The organism is Candidatus Marivariicella framensis (genome assembly GCF_982709265.1).
The window spans coordinates 6,390-26,668 of sequence record NZ_CEXPNT010000006.1; the positions used below are offsets into that span (position 1 = coordinate 6,390).

A 20,279-nucleotide genomic window follows, 5' to 3' on the forward strand; every position below is an offset into this window, starting at 1 on the left:
TCTTAGTTGCAGTTTTAACTTCAGGAGCAACCTCTACTTCAGGAGCAACCTCTACCTCAGGAGCAGCCTTTACTTCAGGAGCAGCCTTTACTTCAGGAGGAGCAATCTCTACTTCAGGAGCAACCTCTACTTCAGGAGCAACCTCTACTTCAGGAGCAGCCTTTACTTCAGGAGCAGCTTCTACTTCAGGAGCAGCTATAGGATCTTCTGTTTGACCCTCCCCTTTTTCAATTGCTTCTTTTTCATTTTTTCTTTCAGACAATCCTTCTGCAATAGAACTTGTAACTAGGTTAAGTATTTTTTCTATAGACTTAGAAGCGTCATCATTAGCTGGAATTACAAAATCAACTTCTCTTGGATCAGAGTTTGTATCAACCATTGCAAAAATTGGAATATTCAACTTTTGAGCTTCTTTTATAGCAATATTTTCTCTCTTTATGTCAACAACAAATAAAGCTCCAGGTAAACGAGTCATATCAGTAATTGAACCTAAATTCTTTTCTAATTTTGCTCTCATTCGTGAGACTTGTAATCTTTCTTTTTTAGAAAGGGTTTCAAAAGTTCCATCTTTTTTCATTCTATCTACTGTAGCCATTTTTTTAACAGCTTTACGAATAGTAACAAAGTTTGTTAACATTCCACCTGGCCATCGCTCAGTTATGTATGGCATGTTGACGTTTTTTACTTTTTCGGCAACGATATCTTTTGCTTGTTTTTTTGTTGCTACAAAAAGAATTTTTCGTCCTGAAACAGCAATTTTTTTCAAGGCTGATTGCGCTTCTTCAATTTTAGCAGCAGTTTTATATAAGTTTATAATATGGATTCCATTTCGTTCCATATAGATGTATGGAGCCATGTTTGGATTCCATTTCCTTGTAAGATGTCCAAAATGAACTCCTGCATTCAATAGATCCTTAACTTCTGTTTGTGCCATAATTTTTTAGTTTACGTTCTCTGATATAGTAGCAATAGATTTAATCTATTTAGATGCTAAACTAGCTTTCGCTTGTGCGATAAGACAACTTTGATTAATATATAAATGAATTTTATTCAATTGACAAATTATCGTTTTGAGAATTGGAATTTTTTTCTTGCTTTTTTTTGACCGAATTTCTTACGTTCAACCATACGAGGATCTCTAGTTAATAATCCTTCTGGTTTAAGAGCGATACGATGCTCCTCATCAATTTTACATAAAGCTCTAGAAATTGCTAGTCTAACTGCTTCAGCCTGACCAGTTATACCTCCTCCTTTTACAGTTACTTTTAAATCATATGATCCTTCAGTTTCTGTAAGAGAAAAAGGTTGAATAATTTTATATTGAAGTGTGGCAGTAGTAAAATAATCAGTATAAGTTTTTTTATTTACCTTGATATCTCCTTTCCCCTTTGACAGAAAAATACGAGCAACTGAAGTTTTACGACGACCAATTGTGTGGATTACTTCCATTATAGTAGATCGTTTAAATTAATACTAGTAGGGTTTTGACTTTCTTGTTGATGTTGATTACCTGAATATACTCTAAGATTACGAAATAAGTCAGCTCCTAATTTATTTTTAGGAAGCATACCTTTTATAGATTTTTCAACTAATCGAGTATCGTTTTTTTTATGAACTTGTTCTGCGGATAAAGTTCTCTGCCCTCCAGGATAGCCAGTATGACGAATATATTGTTTTTGCTTCCATTTTTGTCCTGAAAGAAGAACTTTATCAGCATTTATAACAATTACATTGTCACCACAGTCTACGTGTGGAGTAAAATTTGGTTTATGCTTCCCTCTTAATAGAGAGGCAACTGCAGATGCGGCTCTTCCGAGAGCTAATCCTTCGGCATCTACTAATAGCCACTTCTTGTCGACAGTGTTAGAATTAGCAGAAACAGTTTTGTAGCTTAATGTATTCACTTTTTGTTGTTTTAAACAAAGCATTTATATGCTATGGGGCTGCAAATGTACTATTTAAAAATGTTTTGAAAAAATATTTTTGTTTAAAGTGTAAAAAAGAATTAATGAGCATCTAACCAGTGCTCACCCTCTCCTAAATCAACTGTTAGAGGAACCTTCAGTTTAAAGGCACTTTCCATCTCTTTTTTGACCATTATTTTTAACTCTTTTAATTCTGATTTTGGAACATCAAAAACTAGTTCATCATGAACTTGAAGTAACATTTTAGATTTCCAATCTTCATTAATTAATTTTTCATGAATATTAATCATAGCAACTTTAATTATATCTGCGGCACTTCCTTGAATTGGAGCATTTACAGCGTTTCTTTCTGCCGCACCACGAACTAAAGCATTTGCTGAATTTATATCTTTTATATATCTTCTTCTTCCAAGAACTGTGCTTACATATCCATTATCTCTTGCAAAATTTATTTGACTTTGCATGTAACTTCTTAGTTTAGGATATGTTAAATAATAAGCCTCAATTAGTTCTTTAGACTCTGATCTGTTGAGATTTGTTTGTTGACTTAATCCGAAGGCAGAAACTCCATATATTATACCAAAATTTATTGTTTTAGCATTACTTCTTTGTTCACTACTTACTTCAGTTAATGGAACATTAAAAACTTTAGAGGCGGTTGACTGGTGAATGTCCTCGCCGTTTTTAAAAGCTAAAATCATATCAGGATCTTCACTAAGAGCAGCTATAATTCTTAGCTCAATTTGAGAATAATCTGCTGCTACAATTAAATGATTATTGTCTCTGGAAATAAAAGCTTTTCTTATTTTTTGACCACGTTTTGTCCTAACTGGTATGTTTTGAAGGTTTGGTTTGTTACTGCTTAAACGACCTGTAGAAGCTACAGCTTGATTGTAGACAGTGTGAACTCTTTTTGTTTCAAAATTTATCTCCCTGGGTAAGGCTTCAACATAAGTATTTAATAGTTTTTGAAGCGAACGCCATTGAAGAATATTGTCAATAATTTCATGATCTTTTGATAAATAGGAGAGAACCTCTTCTGAAGTTGAATATTGTCCAGTTTTCGTTTTTTTAGGCTTTTCAATTAACTTTAATTTTTCAAATAAAATTAGACCAAGTTGTTTTGGAGATGCAATATTGAAATTTTCTCCAGCCTGACTAAATATTTCTTTTTCTAAAAGATTAATTTCAACTTGAAACTCCTTTGATAGTTTAGCTAAAAACTTAATATTTAGATTAATCCCTTCACACTCCATTGAACTTAATACAGAAACTAAGGGGATTTCAACTTCTTTAAACAAGCTCATAGTGTTTGACTTAACAAGCTCTTTTTCAAAGTGATGCTTAAGCTGAAGAGTGATATCTGAGTCTTCAACTGCATATTCTTTTTGGAGAGATAAATCAACATCTCTCATACTTCCTTGATTTTTTCCTTTTTTACCAATTAAATCAGATATTGGTTTTGTCTTATAACCTAGATAGGTTTCTGCTAAAATATCCATTCCATGACGCATGTCAGGATTAATTAAATAATGAGCTATTAATGTATCAAAGAGAGGTCCTTTTACAGAAATATTATAGTTATTTAATACTTTAATATCATATTTTAAATTATGACCTATTTTTTGAATTTGAGAATGTTCAAAAAATACCTTTAATTTTTCCAAAACCCAATCTGCATCTTTTCTGTTTTTAGGAATTACCAAATAATACCCCTTTCCAATTTCCCAAGAAAAAGATATGCCAACTAGTTCAGCTTTTAATGAATCTAAGTCTGTTGTCTCAGTATCGAAAGAAACAGATTTTTGATTCAAAAGATTTTTAATTAATAACGATACTCCTATAGGGTCATTTACTAATTGATAAAAATGATTTACTGTAGATAAATTATTTTTTTCAGAGATTGATTCAGAAGAACCTCCACCTGGAATATTAAACAGGTCAAATTGATGTCCTTCAATTGCTTCTTTTTTATTTACAGCTTTAGGAATATTTTGTTCTAAAGGTTTTGAGTCAAAAACTTTTTCAAAACTTTGGCGCATTCTTCTAAACTCTAATACTTCAAATATTTCTCCAACTAAATTCATGTCTGGTTTATCCAGTTTGAAATCTTTTGCATTAAATTCTACAGGAACATCAAGTATTATTTTGGCTAATTCTTTTGAAAGAATTCCCATTTGTTTATTAGCTTCAATTTTATCTTTAAGTTTACCTTTAAGTTTATCTGTATTGGCTAAAAGATTTTCCATTGATCCGAATTCAGCTATAAACTTTTTCGCAGTTTTATCCCCTACTCCAGGGAGGCCAGGGATATTATCAACAGCATCTCCCATCATTCCAAGATAGTCTATAACTTGTTCTGGTCTTTTAATTCCGAATCTTTCTTGAACTTCTGGAACACCCCAAATTTCAATACCATTTCCCATCCTCGCAGGACGATACATAAAAATATTATCTGAAACTAACTGTGCAAAGTCTTTATCAGGAGTTACCATAAATATTTGAAATCCTTCTTTTTCTGCTTTTTTTGCAAGTGTACCAATTATATCATCTGCTTCATATCCTTCTTTAATAATTATTGGAATATGCATTGCGCTTAGAATATTTTGAATAAAGGGTAAGGCTAATTTGATTGCTTCAGGGGTTTCATCTCGATTTGCTTTATAATCTGTGTAAATTTCTGTTCTTGATTCTGAGCCCCCTTTATCAAAACATACCGCTAAATAATCTGGACGCTCTCTTTTAATTACATCAATTAATGAATTAGTAAAGCCCATAATTGCAGAAGTGTCAAACCCCTTAGAGTTAATCCTAGGGTTTTTAATAAAAGCATAATACCCTCTATAAATTAAAGCATAAGCGTCAAGTAAAAAAAGACGTTTGTTATTTGTCATACACAGATATTATTTGTTTAAACTTAATACTTCTTCAATTTTGTTGAGAATTTTATTACTACTTAAATTAATAGAATCATATAAAATATCTGGATCTCCATGAGAAATAAATTCATGAGGAACTCCAATGGACTCAATTTTCTTCATATAATTATATTTTTGAGCATATTCCATTATTGCGGTTCCAAATCCTCCTTTAATAGCTCCTTCCTCAATTGTCAATACATAAGAATGGGTTTTAAATACCTCGTGAAGAATTTTTTCATCTAACGGATAAACAAATTCAAAGGAATAATGAGAAAATTCTTCAGAAAAATTACTGCTATTGATCGCTTCTTCAACATTTTTAAAAAGTGTTCCTAAGCTCAAAATAGCAATTTTTTTCCCACTAGTTATTTTATAAGCCTTGTACAGTTCTAAATTTTCAAATAATTCATTAACCTTTTCTATTTGTGAATCACCTCTAGGATATCTGATTGCAATTGGACCATTAGGTTTAGATTGAAATGTGTATAAAAAATTTCGAAGTCTTTGTGCGTTTCTTGGAGCTATAATTTTTAAATTTGGAATACATCTTAGAAATGAAATATCATAAACCCCATGATGAGTTGGTCCGTCATGACCAACAATTCCCGCTCTATCTATGCAAAAAATAACATTTAAGTTTTGAATTGCTACATCATGTATGATTTGATCGTATGCCCTTTGAAGAAATGTAGAATAAATAACACAAAAAGGAATAAGTCCCTCACAGGCCATTCCTGCAGCAAGTGTAACAGCGTGTTGTTCAGCAATCCCAACATCATAACACCTTTCGGGAATATGCTTCATCATTTCATTAAGACCACTTCCTGTGGGCATAGCGGGAGTTATACAGACTAGTTTAGAATTTATCTTTGCAAGATCCAAGATAGTTTTTCCAAAAACTTGATGAAATTTAAGCTTTCTACTTTTGTTTTTTTTGTAAAGCTTTCCCGTAAGCTTATCAAATTTACCGGGAGCATGAAAAAGAATTTGATCTTTTTCAGCTGATATCAAGCCTTTTCCTTTAATTGTTCTAATATGTAATAATCTAGGACCTTTTTTTGTTTTTTGAAGCATGAGTTCGTTTTTCAATAACTCCATATTGTGACCATCTATTGGACCATGATAGTCTATATTCAAAGAATTAAATATATTATTTTCTTTATTTATTTCTATGTTTGATTTTTCCAAATAGTTTTTTAATGCCCCAACACTAGGATCAATTCCCATAGTATTATCGTTAAGAATTATAAGAACATTTGCTGAAGTTGTACCTAAATGATTTAAAGCTTCAAAAGCCATTCCTGATGCAATAGACGCATCCCCTATTACAGAAATATGATTAATATTTTTTTTACCTCTAATTTCTGAGGCTAAAGCCATCCCTAAAGCTGCTGAAACTGTTGTTCCTGCATGACCTGTTCCAAATGAATCGTATTTACTCTCTTTTATTTTAGGAAAACCACTTATTCCTTTCCACTTTCTGTTTGATTTAAACTCTTCATACCTGCCTGTTAAAATTTTATGACCGTATGCTTGATGTCCAACATCCCATAAAATCTTGTCTTTAGGGGTGTCAAAAATATAATGAAGTAAAACTGTGAGTTCTATCACGCCAAGACTAGCTCCCAAATGACCTTCATTGGATGAAATAACATCAATAATGTACTCCCTAAGTTCTTTTGAAATACCAACTAATTGCTTCAATGAGCATTGCTTTAGTTCCTTGGGAGATTTAATATCTTTGAGTTGCATTTAACAAATATAATATTTCGTTTTAGTAACCCATACTTTTTGTAATTTTCAATAATGAAAAACGTGTTTGATGATAAATATTTCATGGGAGAAGCTTTAAAGGAAGCTCAAAAAGCTTATGAAATTGGGGAAGTTCCTGTTGGAGCTATAATAGTAGTAAAAAATAAAATAATTGCAAGAGCTCATAATCTAACTCAACGTTTAAATGATGTAACAGCCCATGCTGAAATGCAAGCAGTTACATCTGCTTCGAATTATTTAAATGGTAAATATTTAAAGGATTGTTCGATTTATATCACTCTTGAACCATGCGTTATGTGTGCGGGAGCACTTTTTTGGAGTAAAATAGATAGAATTATATATAGCGCATGTGATTTAAAAAGAGGCTACTCTCAAGTGGCGAATTTATTACATCCAAAAACTAAAGTAGAAAGAGGAGAGTTTGAAAAAGAGTCATCAGACTTACTAAAAAAATTTTTTAAAAATACAAGAAAATAAAAAAACCTCCAATTAGGAGGTTTTATATTGTCTTGTATAAAGAATTATAATTTAGTAAGATTGGAAGCTTGCTTCCCTTTATCACCATCTTTTTCAACATACTCAACTTTATCACCCTCTTGGAGTGAAAGCCCATTAAGGGTTGTTATGTGAACGAATACATCTGCACCCGACTCATCATTTGTAATAAACCCATATCCTTTGGACTCATTGAAAAATTTAACTGTACCAGTCATAATTGTATATAATAAAAATAATTTTGGCTAAGTAACATCAACTTTCTTTTCTGAAAACTCTTATTGTATTTTATTTTTATTAGGTTTTTTCTTTTCAACTTCATTTCTCATCCTTTCATAATTTTCTTCAGTAAGTGTATAGTCTCTGATGTCTTTGTCTTTCCATCGATGGTATAGAAATAGTGGCAAAAAAAATATCACTGAAAAAAGAACAGTGCTTCCTATAATTTTTTCACCTAAAAACTGATCATTTTGATAATTTTTAAAGTAAAAACCTATAATTAAAGATGATAAAATTGAAAAAAATAAAAAACGAAGTATAATTTTCATATGGACTTATATCTTTTTTAACTCCAATCCTAATTCATCAAGTTGAGGTTTTTCAATCAAGGAAGGAGAATCAATCATAGTATCTCGACCTGAATTATTTTTCGGAAAAGCTATGAAGTCTCTGATTGTTTCTTTACCTCCCAAGATTGCCACAAGTCGATCTAAACCAAAGGCTATTCCTCCGTGTGGCGGGGCACCATACTTAAATGCACCCATTAAAAAACCAAATTGTGACTGAGCGTCTTCATCAGAAAAACCTAATAAGTTGAACATTTGTTTTTGAAGTTTAGAATCATGAATTCTTATTGAACCTCCTCCAACTTCGTTTCCGTTCAGAACAAGATCATAGGCATTTGCCCTTACTTTTTCAGGGGAGTTATTTAGTAAATTAAGATCTTCTTTCTTTGGAGATGTAAAAGGATGATGCATAGCATGATACCTTTTTGATTTCTCATCCCATTCTAATAGGGGAAAATCAGTCACCCAAAGTGGTGCAAAAATTTCTGGATTTCGAAGTCCAGTTTTTTCAGCAACAGCAAGTCTTAGTTCTCCTAACTGTTTTAATGTTTTTTTGGTTTTTCCGGAAAGAATAAAAATTAAATCACCTGGATCAGCGTCAATTATTTTTATCCATTCAGTTAAGTCATTTTCTGAATAAAATTTATCTACTGATGATTTTAGTGATTTATCTTCATTATATTTTACCCAAACTATCCCCTTCGCTCCAATTTGAGGTTGTTTCACCCAGCTTATCCAGTTGTCAATTTCTTTTCTACTAAAAGAAGCTCCTTTTTTTATTGAAAAGCCTATTATCAATTCTTCAGAATCAAAAATTTTGAAGCCTTTACCTTTTGCTTTATCTGTAATATTTCCAAATTTCATATCAAATCTAATGTCTGGTTTGTCACTTCCATAATTATTGATAGCCTCGTTGTAGGTGATTCTTGGAAAAACACCAACCTTATAATTATTAATTTCCATAATTAAATGAGAAATCAAACCCTCAAATTGGTTTAAAACATCTTCTTGGTCGACAAAACTCATCTCACAATCTATTTGAGTAAATTCAGGTTGCCTGTCAGCACGCAAATCTTCATCTCTAAAACATTTTACTATTTGAAAGTATCGATCTATTCCACCCACCATTAGTAGCTGCTTGAAGGTTTGAGGTGACTGTGGAAGGGCATAAAACTCTCCAGAATTCATTCTTGAAGGAACAACAAAATCCCTAGCCCCTTCTGGTGTGGATTTAATTAAATATGGAGTTTCAATATCAATAAAACCTTTATTATTTAAATAATTTCTGACTTCCATTGTGACTTTATGACGAAAAATTAAATTTTTTCGAATATTATTCCTCCTTATATCAAGGTACCTATATTGCATTCTCAACTCTTCACCTCCATCTGTTTTATCTTCAATAGTAAAAGGAGGGGTTTCTGAAGCGTTTAAAATATTTAATTCACTGACTAAAAGTTCAATATTTCCGGTTTGAAGTTCAGTGTTTTTAGATTCTCTTTCAATTACTTTTCCAGATATTTGAATTACAAACTCTCTAGACAGTTCCTTTGCAGTTTCAAATACTCTTTTTGAGGATCTTTTTTCGTCAAACACCAATTGAGTAATACCATAACGATCCCTTAAGTCAACCCATATAATAAAACCTTTATCTCTAACTTTTTGAACCCACCCTGAAAGTGTAACGGTTTTATTTATATCTGAGGATTTTAATTCTCCGCAATTGTGTGATCTTAACATAATCTAAAAATGAATTACAAAGGTATTAAGTTATTAGTTTTTAATCTTATTCCAATTGCTAATAGTTAATTTAAGTTGATAAACTATATAAAAACAACTAGGAACAATAAATAGTGTCAAAAACGTCGCAAAAGTTAGACCAAATATTACAGTCCATGCAAGTGGACCCCAGAATATTACATTGTCACCTCCAATAAATATTTTAGGATCCCATTCGGTTATTAATGAAAAGAAATCGATATTAAGTCCTGTAGCTAGAGGTATCAGTCCTAAAATAGTAGTTATTGCTGTTAAAAGAACTGGACGAAGCCTAGCTGCACCTCCATACACTATTGCTTCACGAGCCTCTAATTTTGGAAGAAGTTTATTAAAAGCAATATCTAAATCTTCTTTTTTTCTGGCAATTAATAATTGAGTGTAATCTATTAAAACCACTCCGTTATTAACGACAATTCCAGATAAAGCAATAATCCCCATCATAGTCATCATAATTACAAATGGCATATTAAATAAGCTTATACCATAAAGAACTCCAGTAAAACTCAAGAAAATTGATAATAGAATTATGAGAGGGTTTGAGATTGAATTAAATTGAAGAACTAATAGAAACAATATCATTCCTAATGCTGCCGCTAAAGCTCCTAATAGAAATCGCATATTTTTATCTTGCTCTTCAATTTCACCAGTAAACCTTAATTCAATATCAGGCTTGATTTGATCAAAACTTGAAACACTTTGTTTAACATTCGCCACAACATCATTACCATTATATCCAGCTAAAACAGGAGAATACAGAGTAACAACCCTCTTAAGGTCTCTATGTTTAATTGCATTAAAAGAAACAGAATTTTTATATTCAACTAAAGTACTGAGAGGAATTTTTTTAATTTTCCCACTAGCAGGATCCCTAAAAACTATATATTGATCTAATAATTGGTCAACAAAATTTCGATCATTTTCATTAAATCTAACATTAATATCATAATCTTCACCATTATTTTTGTAAACACCTGCCTTTTCGCCAAAAACAGAACCTCTAAGTTGTTGGCCAATCTGACCGGCTGTAACGCCCAGACTTCCTGCTTTTTCCCTGTCAATATTAATTATCATCCCAGGCTTACTTTTATTAACATCTATTTTTAACCCTTCAACTCCAGATATATTTTCAGAAGTCAAATAAAGTTTTAAATTTTCAGCAGTTTGAATTAATTCATCATAATCTTCTCCAGCTATTTCAATATTAACCGGGTAGCCTGCTGGCGGCCCTTTTGAATCTTTTTCAACGGAAACTGATACCCCTGCATATTTATCTTTTAACTTTTTTTGTAATTCCTTTCTTAAGTTTTCACTTGAAAGCCCTCGCCTATATTTAAATTGAGAAGTAGTTATAGTGATTTTAGATTTGTGAGGCATTTCTTGATCACCTCCTTTATCAATTTCTGGGTTTTGAGATCCTAAACCCACAAAAGTCACATTGGAATCAATCATAAAGTTATTTCCATTGTCTATATATTTCGAACTATTTATGACTTTTAGAACATCAGCTTCAATAAGTTTTGAAGTTGAATTTGTTTTACCTATCGATGTTCCTTCAGGATATTCAATATAAATAAAAATTTGTTGAGGTTGATTTTCTGGGAAAAACTCAACTTTTGGAGCGGATAGTCCCAAAATAATAAATGAAGAAAAAAGTAGCCCTATAGTTCCAGTTAATAATAAAAAAGGAGTTTTACCAGATAATGTAAATCGTAAAATTTTAGTATATCTTTTCTCTAGACTAACAAGGCTTACTGTTCTAAAATATAAAGCCCATCTCTTTATGAAGAGTTTATATGCCCACAAAAGTATGTTTAGTAAAATTAGTAAAGTACCAAGACCTCTAGGTTTTCCTGGAAAAAAGATTAATAAGGAACCTATTCCAGATAACAAAAGAGTTAATCTTCGAAGTTTTTTTCTTCCAATTATTTTGTCTTTGGTGCTCATGAATTTTGAAACAAGCATTGAATTAAAAAAAATAGCTACAATCAGTGAAGACCCAAGCACAATCGAAAGAGTGAACGGAAAATAGATCATGAATTTACCTATTGTTCCAGGCCAAAAACCTAGGGGTATAAATGCTGCAACTGTTGTTGCAGTTGAAACAATAATAGGTGTTGCTATTTCTCCAATCCCTTTTTTTGCAGCTTCTATTTTAGACATACCTTCTTTCTCCATTAGACGATATGCGTTTTCTACTACAACAATCCCATTATCTACTAGCATTCCCATCCCCATAATTAAACCGAAAAGAACCATTGTGTTTATTGTGCTTCCTAAAAAGTTTAAAATCATAAATGACATAAGCATTGACATAGGTATAGCAAACCCAACAAACAGAGAATTTCTAAAACCTAGAAAAAACATTAAAACAGTAACGACAAGTATTACGCCAAAAATGATATTATTGACTAAATCACTTACTATATTTTTTGTAGTATTTGATTGATCATTTGAAATTTCAATTTCAATTGAACTTGGAAAGTCTGAAGATTTGACATTATCGATTAACACCCTTATTTTTTCGACAGTTTTAATTAGATTTTTTCCACTTCTTTTTTTTACATTTAAAACGAGTGCTGTCTTTCCATTTGATCGCGCGTACGAATTTTTCTCTTTTTCTTTAAATTTAACTTTAGAAATATCTCCTAAATAAACAATACCATTTTGAGTTTTGACAACAAAATTATTTAAATCATCAGGGGAATTTATTTCACCCAAAACTCTCAGGTTTCTCCTTGTGCCATCACCTTCAACGCTTCCAGCAGAAACAGTATTATTTTCTCTTTGAATAGCATTTATTATGTCTTTGAAAGAAACGGACAATGCAGTCATCTTAAGAAGATCTATAGCAACTTCGACCTCAAAATCTTGAACACCTCTTAATGCAACTTCTTTAATTTCTGACATTTGCTCAATTTTATCTTGAAGTAATTCTGCATAGAATTTCATTTCCTTGATAGGAAGATCCCCAGTTAAACCAATATTTAGAATGGGCATTTCCTCAGATATTGTAAGTGCAAAAACATTTGGTTCAACTTTTGCGTTATTAAAAGTTGGCCAATCTGATCCAGAGGTAATTAAGTCAACTTTGTCTTTAACTTGGATTTTAGCATTTTCATTAGAGATACCCTCATCAAATTCGACGGTTATTAAAGAAACATTTTCTCTTGATGTTGATACAATCTCAACAAGATTTTTCACCCCTTTAAGTTCCTCTTCTAGAGGATCAGTGATTAATCTCTCAATGTCTTCTGCTGTATTTCCAGGAAAGACAGAGCTTACAAATATTTGATTTTCTTTTATTTCAGGATAATTCTCTCTAGGCATTGAAAAGTAAGCAGAGACTCCAAGGAACAAAAACACTCCAATAATCACATATATCACTGTACTCCTGTTTATTGCCCAGGAAGATGGTTTGAACTCTTTTAATTCTGATGATTTTTTCATGAATGGAATTCCTTGTTATTAGTTTATTGATTTTACTATTTGTTTATCTTTTACTTGTCGAATTCCATCCTCGATAATTAGATCACCACTTTTCAATCCTTCTAGAACTTCTATTTTATTATCTGATGTTTTTCCGAGCTTGACATAAGTTTTAATTGCGGTATACTTATTTTGTTCAAAATCCAACGGATCAAGCTTGAAAACATAAAATTCGTTAGCACTATTTTCAATAATATTTTTTTGAGAAACTAGTAATGCGTTAAGATTTTCATAATCATTTATAGAAATTTTTACTGTCATATTTGGTTTAAAATCATTATCATTATTTTTAAGCATAATTTCAATTCTAAAGTTTCTGTTATTAGGGTTAATTATATTTCCTATAGAGGATATTTTAGAAATAATAGTGCTAGAGAGGATTGGAATAAAAACTATAGCTTCAGAATTTTTTTTGATTTTTGTAATGTGAGTTTCTGGAATTTCTGCTTTTACTTTAATCTTATCAAGGTTAATAATTCTTAAAACAGGAGTTACCCCTGGATTAACGTTGCTTCCGGAATCAGCAATTAGTTCATCAATTATACCATCAAATGGAGCAATTATTTTTGATTTGGTTATTTGAACTTTTAATTGGTCTATGTTTTTCTTTAAACTTAGATAATTGGTTTCAGCTTGTAAAAATTGAATTTCTGATCCGATTTTTTCTTTCCATAAACTTGATTGTCTTTCATAAGTTGTTTTAGCCAGTTTCACTTGTAATCTCATTTGATCCAGTTGAGCTATAATTCCTTCGTTAGATAGTTCAATAAGTACAGTTCCTTTTAAAACTTTTTGTCCTTCTTTAACATGAATAGTTTTAATGATTCCAGGAATTTCTGGGTATAGTTTTAAGTTTTTATCAGAATCTAATGATCCTTGTACTTCGATAAAATGCTTAAAGGGTTTGCTTTCAATTTTGACATTTGTTACAAGTGGAAATTTTTGATTTTCATCTAAATCAAAAATGACTTCATTTAATATTTTTAATTCTTTTTGAAGAGTGTTTATTTGCCTTCCAACTTCAGCTTTCTTATTTTGAATTAATTTCAGATCTTTCGAATTAATAATCGAGGTTGTGTCTTTTTCATTCTTATTACAGCTAAAGAATATTAAAGCAAAAGTTAAAAAGCATATTTTGAATTTCATAATATTTAATTATTAGTAATGTTTAAAATTGTTTTTAATTCAATCTTCTTAGACACCAGTTTTTGCACAGCATCTAAATAATTTTTCTGTGTTTTATAAAGTTGAGATTGAGCCTGTCTCAATTCAAAACTATTCGCCATCCCTTGCGAGAACTTTATTTGATTTTTTCTTTCTATTCTTTCTGCCAGGTTCATGTTGTTTTTTGAAACATAAAAATCATCTATTGCAAGTTCATAATTAGCCTTTGCATTTTTGGCAGAAACTTTAATTTCTCGTTGAGTTTTTTCAAGTATTTTTTTAGATTGCTGATAGGATATTTTTGCCATTTGAGAACTTGCTGACCTTCCGAATGAACTAAATAATGGGACTTCCAGACTTACACCAAATAAAGCTGATCCAAACCATTTTTGATTTTGTTTATTAAATGAGAAAGAGTTGTTGTTTCCAGTATAAGCGCCACTTATAAATGTAGAAAGAGTAGGTAATGATTTACTCTGCTCTAATTTATACTCAAGCCTTTTAAACTCAACATTATTATTTGCTATTTTAACATCAATATTTGAATTTATATCCCATGATTCTATTACAGGCACTTCAAAAACCTGAGAATTAATTATAGATTCAAGAGAACTAGTGAGATTTAGCTCATCTTCTTCCTCATAACCTAGAGAAATTTTCAAGATATCTTTTGATAATAAACTAAATTGGTAAGCAAACTTCCTCTTTGACTTTAACTCTGATAATGTAATTTTTAACTGTTCGACACTTTCTTCTTCTATAAAACCATTTTTAAATAATTTTTTTGTTTCTCTAAGGGTGCCTTCTAAGTTTTTAATATTCTTATCTATAAAATCAATATTTTCCTTCGATAATAAGGTGTTTAAATAGGCATTATTGACAGACCTTCTAACATTTAAATTTGTTTTTTGTAGAGCGTTATCTGAAACTTTCAAATAGGTTTTGGTTGCCTTTACCCCAACAATATAAGATCCGTCAAAAATCATTTGACTAATTCGAGCAGATCCCACTAAGTTCTGCTCCGTTCCAAAACTGACTTCAGCAAAATCTCCTTCTTGACCACCAAAAAATTGTGCAGGAATTAAAGATACAGGGAGTTCTAAAAAATTAGTATAATCAAAACTAGCTTTTACCTGAGGTAGCCCAATTGAAATTGTTTTCCATTTTTCTTTATAAGCTTTATCTACTTCTAGTTTAGCATTTATAATTTCAGTGTTATTTTCAAGTGCAAAACTTATTGCTTCATCAACATTAAGATTATTAGGGAATTCTTGAGCCTTTAAAAGGCCAAGTGAGAAAAACAAAATACATACATATTTTTTCATGATTCTGATTTGTTATAAATTTTATTTAAAAGAATTAGACCTTTATTTGTGGAAATAGCTCTGACGTGATACTCTAAAAAATCCTCTATAACTTTTTCCAATTTAAATTCATGTAACGGAAACAAGTTGATATCCCTTACTCCTCTCATTCCATTTATGTAGATTCTAGTTATGAAATCAATGTTAATTTCTTCTCTGTAATAACCGGACTTGATTCCTTTTTTTAAGCTCTCTTGAAAAACATCTCTAACTAGATCAAATTCTCTACCCTTAAGCTCTTGATAAATTTCTGGATAAAACTTTTGAAGTTGAAATTGAGGGGCAGTTTCGGTATTTCCTAATACTTTCATTGCTTCTTTTTTTATCTGGAATAATTCTATTATTGGATTATTCGCATTTATACTAATCTGTTTAAAAGACTTGACTACTCCTTTTTGGAGCGTTTTCATACATAAACTAATCAAATGATTTTTATTTTTAAAAAACTGATAAATAGTCTTTTTTGATATCCCCATAGACTGAGCCAAATCATCCATTGTGACACTTTTAAACCCTATGGATAAAAAGAGTTCTGTAGCCTTTATTATGATTTTTTCTTTCATGATGGTGCAAAGATATGAAAGGAAACTTAAAAAACCAAAACAGTTTCCGTTGTTTATTTGAACTTATCGTTAGATAATTTATTTACATTTATAAAAAATTATTTCATGCCTTCAATTGAGGAATATCAAAATTCATTTATAGAGTATTTAGAATCAAGTTTGCCAAATAAATCTCCTGAAAACCTCTATAAACCTGCTAAATACATTTTAAAATTAGGAGGCAAAAGAATTCGTCCAATTTTAACCTTGATTTCATCAGAGGTTTTTGAGGGTGAATTTAAAGATGCTCTACCAGCAGCTTTAGCAATCGAAGTTTTTCATAATTTCTCTTTGGTTCATGATGATATTATGGATGAGGCGCCACTAAGAAGAGGTCAAGAAACTGTTCATAAGAAATGGAACACAAATACAGCAATTCTTTCTGGAGACGTGATGCTCATATGGTCTTACGAACTTCTTCAAAAGTATTCACCAGACATAAGTTATTCTTTGACTAAAATATTTTCTAAAACAGCAAGGAAGGTTTGCGAAGGTCAGCAATTAGACATGGATTTTCCAAATCAAGAAAATGTTTCTATTAATGATTACATGGGAATGATTGAAAATAAAACTGCTGTTTTAATAGGATGTGCTCTTTCAGTAGGAGCAATAATTTCAAAAGCAAATAATAAACAGATATCTGAAATATATAATATTGGGGTAGAGTTAGGCTTAGCTTTTCAATTACAGGATGATTATTTAGATGTTTTTGGAGACATTAATAAATTTGGAAAACAAATAGGTGGAGACATAATTGAAAATAAAAAAACTTTTCTTCATTTATATGTTAAATCAAATTCATCTCAAAAAGTTAAAAATGAATTTAGCAATTGGATTAAACTTAACCCAAATAATACAAAAGAAAAAATATTAGCAGTTACATCAATTTACAGATCTTCTGGAGCGGAAAAAGCAATTAAAGATAAGATTGAATATTTTTCTAAATCAGTTTTTCTTAAAATTGACAATCTAGGAATAGGTTCCAAAAAGAAAATACTACTACTGGACTTTGTGAATAAACTAGTAAATAGAGATTTTTAAAAAAGTCTTTTAATCAATGCTTCAATAAACCATCTTTTTTTAAAAGTCATCATTAGCTTTATTTCTTCTAAAATAGAGGTTTTGTTATCTAAAAATCTAAAAATTATTTCTGAATTATTTTTTTCAAACATTGTTTTGAATATCGATCCCCCCATATCATTATGTTTATTAAGTACATCTATGAAAAGTAAATCAAAAAACCAAAATCGATTAGTTTTCTCAAATTCATTTAAGGGCTTTCCTTTTTTAAGAAATAACACAAGCTCTTTAGTTTTATTTACAGTATTTAAAAAAGTATATCCGGTACTTGCTTTTGTCCATCCTCCAGCTGTTCCGATATTGAGTAAATTTTTGGTATTACCTGACTTAAATTTATAGGCTGTCATTGGAATACTACCTTGTTCGGTTTCAACAACTTCGTAGTTTCCAGAATTTAAATTTATAAGATAGCTTTTTATAGAGTTGAGATATTCATCTTTTTTTAATTCATTTGGAGAAAAAAGTGTGTACTCAACAAGAGCTTTTGTTTTTGAAAATGGAAGAACATATATAAATCTGGTTGAATTTTTTTGAGGTATATCAAAGTCCATTAAGGTAACAACATTTGGATTGAATATTTCATTTTTAGTTTCAACCAACTGACCGATAAAATGTTGTTTTAAGTATGGATATTTTTTTTGATTCTTAATAAGACTAGCATCAAAAATACTTGAAAAGATAAGATCTCCTTCAAAACATCCTTTATCAGTAGTAATAATATTTGTAATCTTATCAATTTTAAGAATTTCAGAATTTAAATACGTAAGATTATTATATTTTGACTTTAAACCCTTAAAATTATTGTAAAAATCAATTCCTCTTATTAGTTTATATCTGTATGGTGAGGTTTCAAACTGTTTTTTAAAATTATTAGCTTTAAAGATAGCAGAGTTCCATTTCTTACTTACAATATGGTCTAATTCACTTTCACCTTTTTCCCAAAAACACCAGGTTCTGTCATTTATAGCTTTGGAGTCTTTTTCTACTAATAAAATTTTTTTATTAGAAAAAAAGGAATCTGAAACTAAGCTATTTGCTAGAAGCGTTCCAGAAGCTCCACCACCACAAATAACATAATCAAATTTCTCTGTTTCCATAAGTCTTAACTTCAAAAGTATATAATTAACATTAATACTCTTATTTATTAATTGTTTTTTTTATAAATGTTTTGTAGTGTAAAACTTTATGATATTTTTGCACTATAATCATATATGAATGGATAGTATTATTTCATTTTTTGAGTCTATAAATCCTATTTTAGGAGCACTTTATGCAACTATTTTTACTTGGGGTTTAACTGCTTTTGGCGCCTCATTTGTTTTTTTATTTAAAACAATGAATAGGGCTGTTCTTGATGGAATGCTTGGTTTTACTGGTGGAGTTATGGTTGCCGCAAGTTTTTGGAGTCTTTTGTCTCCAGCTATTGAAATGACTCCAGGATCAGGTGTTGAAAAGGTTATTCCTGCAGCTATAGGATTTGGTTTAGGTGCAATTTTTTTATTTTCTCTCGATAAAATTCTTCCTCATATCCATATAAATTTTAAAAAAACTGAAGGGATTAAAACGCCTTGGAGAAGAACCACTTTAATGGTTTTAGCAATAACACTTCACAATATTCCTGAAGGATTAGCAGTTGGTGTATTATTTGGAGGTGTTGCCTCTGGTATTCCTGAGGCATCTATTGCAGGTGCTGTAACATTAGCAATTGGTATAGGTATTCAAAATTTTCCTGAAGGAATTGCTGTTGCTATGCCTTTAAGAAGACAAGGTGTCAGTCGATTTAAAAGCTTTTGGTATGGACAACTTTCAGCAATTGTTGAGCCGATTGCTGCTGTTATTGGCGCAGTAGCAGTAACATTTTTCACTCCTATTCTTCCATACGCCTTAGCATTTGCGGCAGGTGCTATGATTTTTGTTGTGGTTGAAGAAGTCATTCCTGAAACTCAGCAAGATAAATATACTGATATTGCTACTTTAGGCTTTATAGGTGGATTTATAGTAATGATGATTCTAGATGTTTCACTAGGCTAACTTAATTTTCAAATTGGATTCCAGCCTTGCGCTGTCAATTCTATTTGTTGATTCAAACCAGTTATTAGTTTTCCTCCAGTTTCTGAATCAGTAAAGTGACCGATAATAGTCAAATAAGGATGGTTTTTAATCTTATCATAATCAGATTGTGGAAGAGCCATTAAAAGCTCATAATCCTCTCCACCGTTAAGTGCTGCAGTGGTTGGGTTAATTTTAAATTCTTCACATATTTTAATTACTTCTGGATCTATAGGGATCTTTTCTTCATATACATGGCATCCTAAATTTGAGGATTTGCATAAATGAAGAGTTTCTGAGGAAAGTCCATCACTAATATCAATCATCGCATTAGGGGTGATTTTCAACTCATTTAAAAGCTCAAAAACATCTTTCCGGGCTTCTGGCTTTAATTGCCTTCCTATGCTATAGGTATATGAATCTAGATCAGGTTGAACTTTGGGATTAACTTTAAAAACAGCCTTTTCTCGCTCTAAAATTTGAAGTCCTGCATAAGCACCTCCTAGGTCTCCAGAAACAACTAGTAAGTCATTATTTTTCGCTCCACTTCTTTTAGAAATATTTTTATTAGTTACTTGTCCAATTGCTGTTATTGAGACTACCATTCCTGTTGTTGAACTCGTAGTATCCCCCCCAACTAAGTCTACTTTGTATTTAGAACACGCTGCTTTTATTCCATCGTAAAATTCTTCTAAAGCTTCAACAGTAAAGCGATTAGATATAGCCAAAGAAACCGTAATTTGACTTGGTTTTGCATTCATTGAATAAATGTCAGAAAGATTGACTATTACGGCTTTATATCCAAGATGCTTAAGTGGAACATATGATAAGTCAAAATGAACCCCTTCTATTAATAAATCTGTGCTTATTACACCTAAATTTTTTTTAAAATCTATTACACATCCATCATCTCCTATTCCAGTTTTTGATGAGAGGTTATCAATCGAAAAATTCTTGGTTAAGTGATTAATCAATTCAAATTCTCCAAGATTTTCTATGGGTGTAAGCTTTGTTTTTTTATTTTCTAACATTCGGTAAAAGTACATAAATAGATGTATTCTTTTAGATCTATTTA

General features: G+C 30.9%; 17 protein-coding genes. 3 read left to right on the forward strand and 14 right to left on the reverse strand.

Annotated elements, in window-relative coordinates:
* The 5 genes from rpsB to AC34EU_RS03295 form a co-directional block, all read right to left on the reverse strand.
* Positions 1 to 934: 30S ribosomal protein S2 (gene rpsB / locus AC34EU_RS03275; RefSeq protein WP_489696055.1), on the reverse strand; the 934-nt coding region annotated here is incomplete at its 3' end.
* A 128-nt stretch (positions 935 to 1,062) separates the two neighbouring features.
* Entirely contained in the window at positions 1,063 to 1,449 is a 387-nt protein-coding gene (gene rpsI / locus AC34EU_RS03280; RefSeq protein WP_487533375.1) for a 30S ribosomal protein S9, read from the reverse strand.
* A complete protein-coding gene (gene rplM, locus AC34EU_RS03285) occupies positions 1,449 to 1,904 on the reverse strand; it encodes a 50S ribosomal protein L13 (protein WP_487533374.1) in 456 nt (151 codons plus the stop codon). The genes rpsI and rplM overlap by 1 nt, the downstream gene beginning before the upstream one ends.
* Before the next feature lie 101 nt (positions 1,905 to 2,005).
* Entirely contained in the window at positions 2,006 to 4,819 is a 2,814-nt protein-coding gene (gene polA, locus AC34EU_RS03290) for a DNA polymerase I (protein ID WP_487533373.1), read from the reverse strand.
* 9 nt (positions 4,820 to 4,828) lie between these two features.
* A complete protein-coding gene (locus tag AC34EU_RS03295; protein WP_487533372.1) occupies positions 4,829 to 6,598 on the reverse strand; it encodes a 1-deoxy-D-xylulose-5-phosphate synthase in 1,770 nt (589 codons plus the stop codon).
* A gap of 54 nt (positions 6,599 to 6,652) precedes the next feature.
* Between AC34EU_RS03295 and AC34EU_RS03300 the strand changes: the two genes are divergently transcribed.
* Positions 6,653 to 7,096, forward strand: a complete 444-nt coding sequence (locus AC34EU_RS03300) for a nucleoside deaminase (protein ID WP_487533371.1) — start codon at positions 6,653 to 6,655, stop codon at positions 7,094 to 7,096.
* 44 nt (positions 7,097 to 7,140) lie between these two features.
* Here AC34EU_RS03300 and AC34EU_RS03305 read toward each other — a convergent pair whose 3' ends face one another.
* From AC34EU_RS03305 to AC34EU_RS03335, 7 genes are read right to left on the reverse strand one after another with little or no spacing between them, the layout of a single operon-like run.
* Positions 7,141 to 7,332: a cold-shock protein gene (locus AC34EU_RS03305; RefSeq protein WP_487533370.1), complete on the reverse strand. Its 192-nt coding sequence runs from the start codon at positions 7,330 to 7,332 to the stop codon at positions 7,141 to 7,143.
* 60 nt (positions 7,333 to 7,392) lie between these two features.
* Entirely contained in the window at positions 7,393 to 7,662 is a 270-nt protein-coding gene (locus AC34EU_RS03310) for a hypothetical protein (RefSeq protein ID WP_489696056.1), read from the reverse strand.
* A gap of 6 nt (positions 7,663 to 7,668) precedes the next feature.
* On the reverse strand, positions 7,669 to 9,420 hold the full coding sequence (gene aspS / locus AC34EU_RS03315) for an aspartate--tRNA ligase (protein WP_487533368.1): 1,752 nt from the start codon (positions 9,418 to 9,420) through the stop codon (positions 7,669 to 7,671).
* A gap of 33 nt (positions 9,421 to 9,453) precedes the next feature.
* Complete coding sequence (locus AC34EU_RS03320; protein WP_487533367.1) at positions 9,454 to 12,906, reverse strand: efflux RND transporter permease subunit; 3,453 nt, start codon at positions 12,904 to 12,906, stop codon at positions 9,454 to 9,456.
* A gap of 18 nt (positions 12,907 to 12,924) precedes the next feature.
* Positions 12,925 to 14,091 (reverse strand): efflux RND transporter periplasmic adaptor subunit, encoded by a 1,167-nt coding sequence (locus AC34EU_RS03325; RefSeq protein WP_489696057.1) that lies wholly within the window; start codon positions 14,089 to 14,091, stop codon positions 12,925 to 12,927.
* Between the two features lie 5 nt (positions 14,092 to 14,096).
* Positions 14,097 to 15,434, reverse strand: a complete 1,338-nt coding sequence (locus tag AC34EU_RS03330; RefSeq protein ID WP_487533365.1) for a TolC family protein — start codon at positions 15,432 to 15,434, stop codon at positions 14,097 to 14,099.
* Positions 15,431 to 16,036, reverse strand: a complete 606-nt coding sequence (locus AC34EU_RS03335; protein WP_487533364.1) for a TetR/AcrR family transcriptional regulator — start codon at positions 16,034 to 16,036, stop codon at positions 15,431 to 15,433. Before AC34EU_RS03335 ends, AC34EU_RS03330 begins: the two co-directional genes overlap by 4 nt.
* Positions 16,037 to 16,141: 105 nt before the next feature.
* Between AC34EU_RS03335 and AC34EU_RS03340 the strand changes: the two genes are divergently transcribed.
* On the forward strand, positions 16,142 to 17,116 hold the full coding sequence (locus AC34EU_RS03340; protein ID WP_489696058.1) for a polyprenyl synthetase family protein: 975 nt from the start codon (positions 16,142 to 16,144) through the stop codon (positions 17,114 to 17,116).
* On the opposite strand, the gene AC34EU_RS03345 is transcribed toward AC34EU_RS03340, so the two are convergent.
* A complete protein-coding gene (locus tag AC34EU_RS03345; RefSeq protein ID WP_489696059.1) occupies positions 17,113 to 18,252 on the reverse strand; it encodes a lycopene cyclase family protein in 1,140 nt (379 codons plus the stop codon). The two genes, AC34EU_RS03340 and AC34EU_RS03345, sit on opposite strands and share 4 nt — an antisense overlap.
* Positions 18,253 to 18,370: 118 nt before the next feature.
* Here AC34EU_RS03345 and AC34EU_RS03350 point away from each other — a divergent pair, with 118 nt between their 5' ends.
* Positions 18,371 to 19,186, forward strand: coding sequence for a ZIP family metal transporter (locus AC34EU_RS03350; RefSeq protein ID WP_487533360.1), 816 nt, complete (start codon positions 18,371 to 18,373; stop codon positions 19,184 to 19,186).
* Between the two features lie 8 nt (positions 19,187 to 19,194).
* On the opposite strand, the gene thiL is transcribed toward AC34EU_RS03350, so the two are convergent.
* Positions 19,195 to 20,235 (reverse strand): thiamine-phosphate kinase, encoded by a 1,041-nt coding sequence (gene thiL, locus AC34EU_RS03355; protein ID WP_487533358.1) that lies wholly within the window; start codon positions 20,233 to 20,235, stop codon positions 19,195 to 19,197.
* Positions 20,236 to 20,279 lie beyond the last annotated feature (44 nt).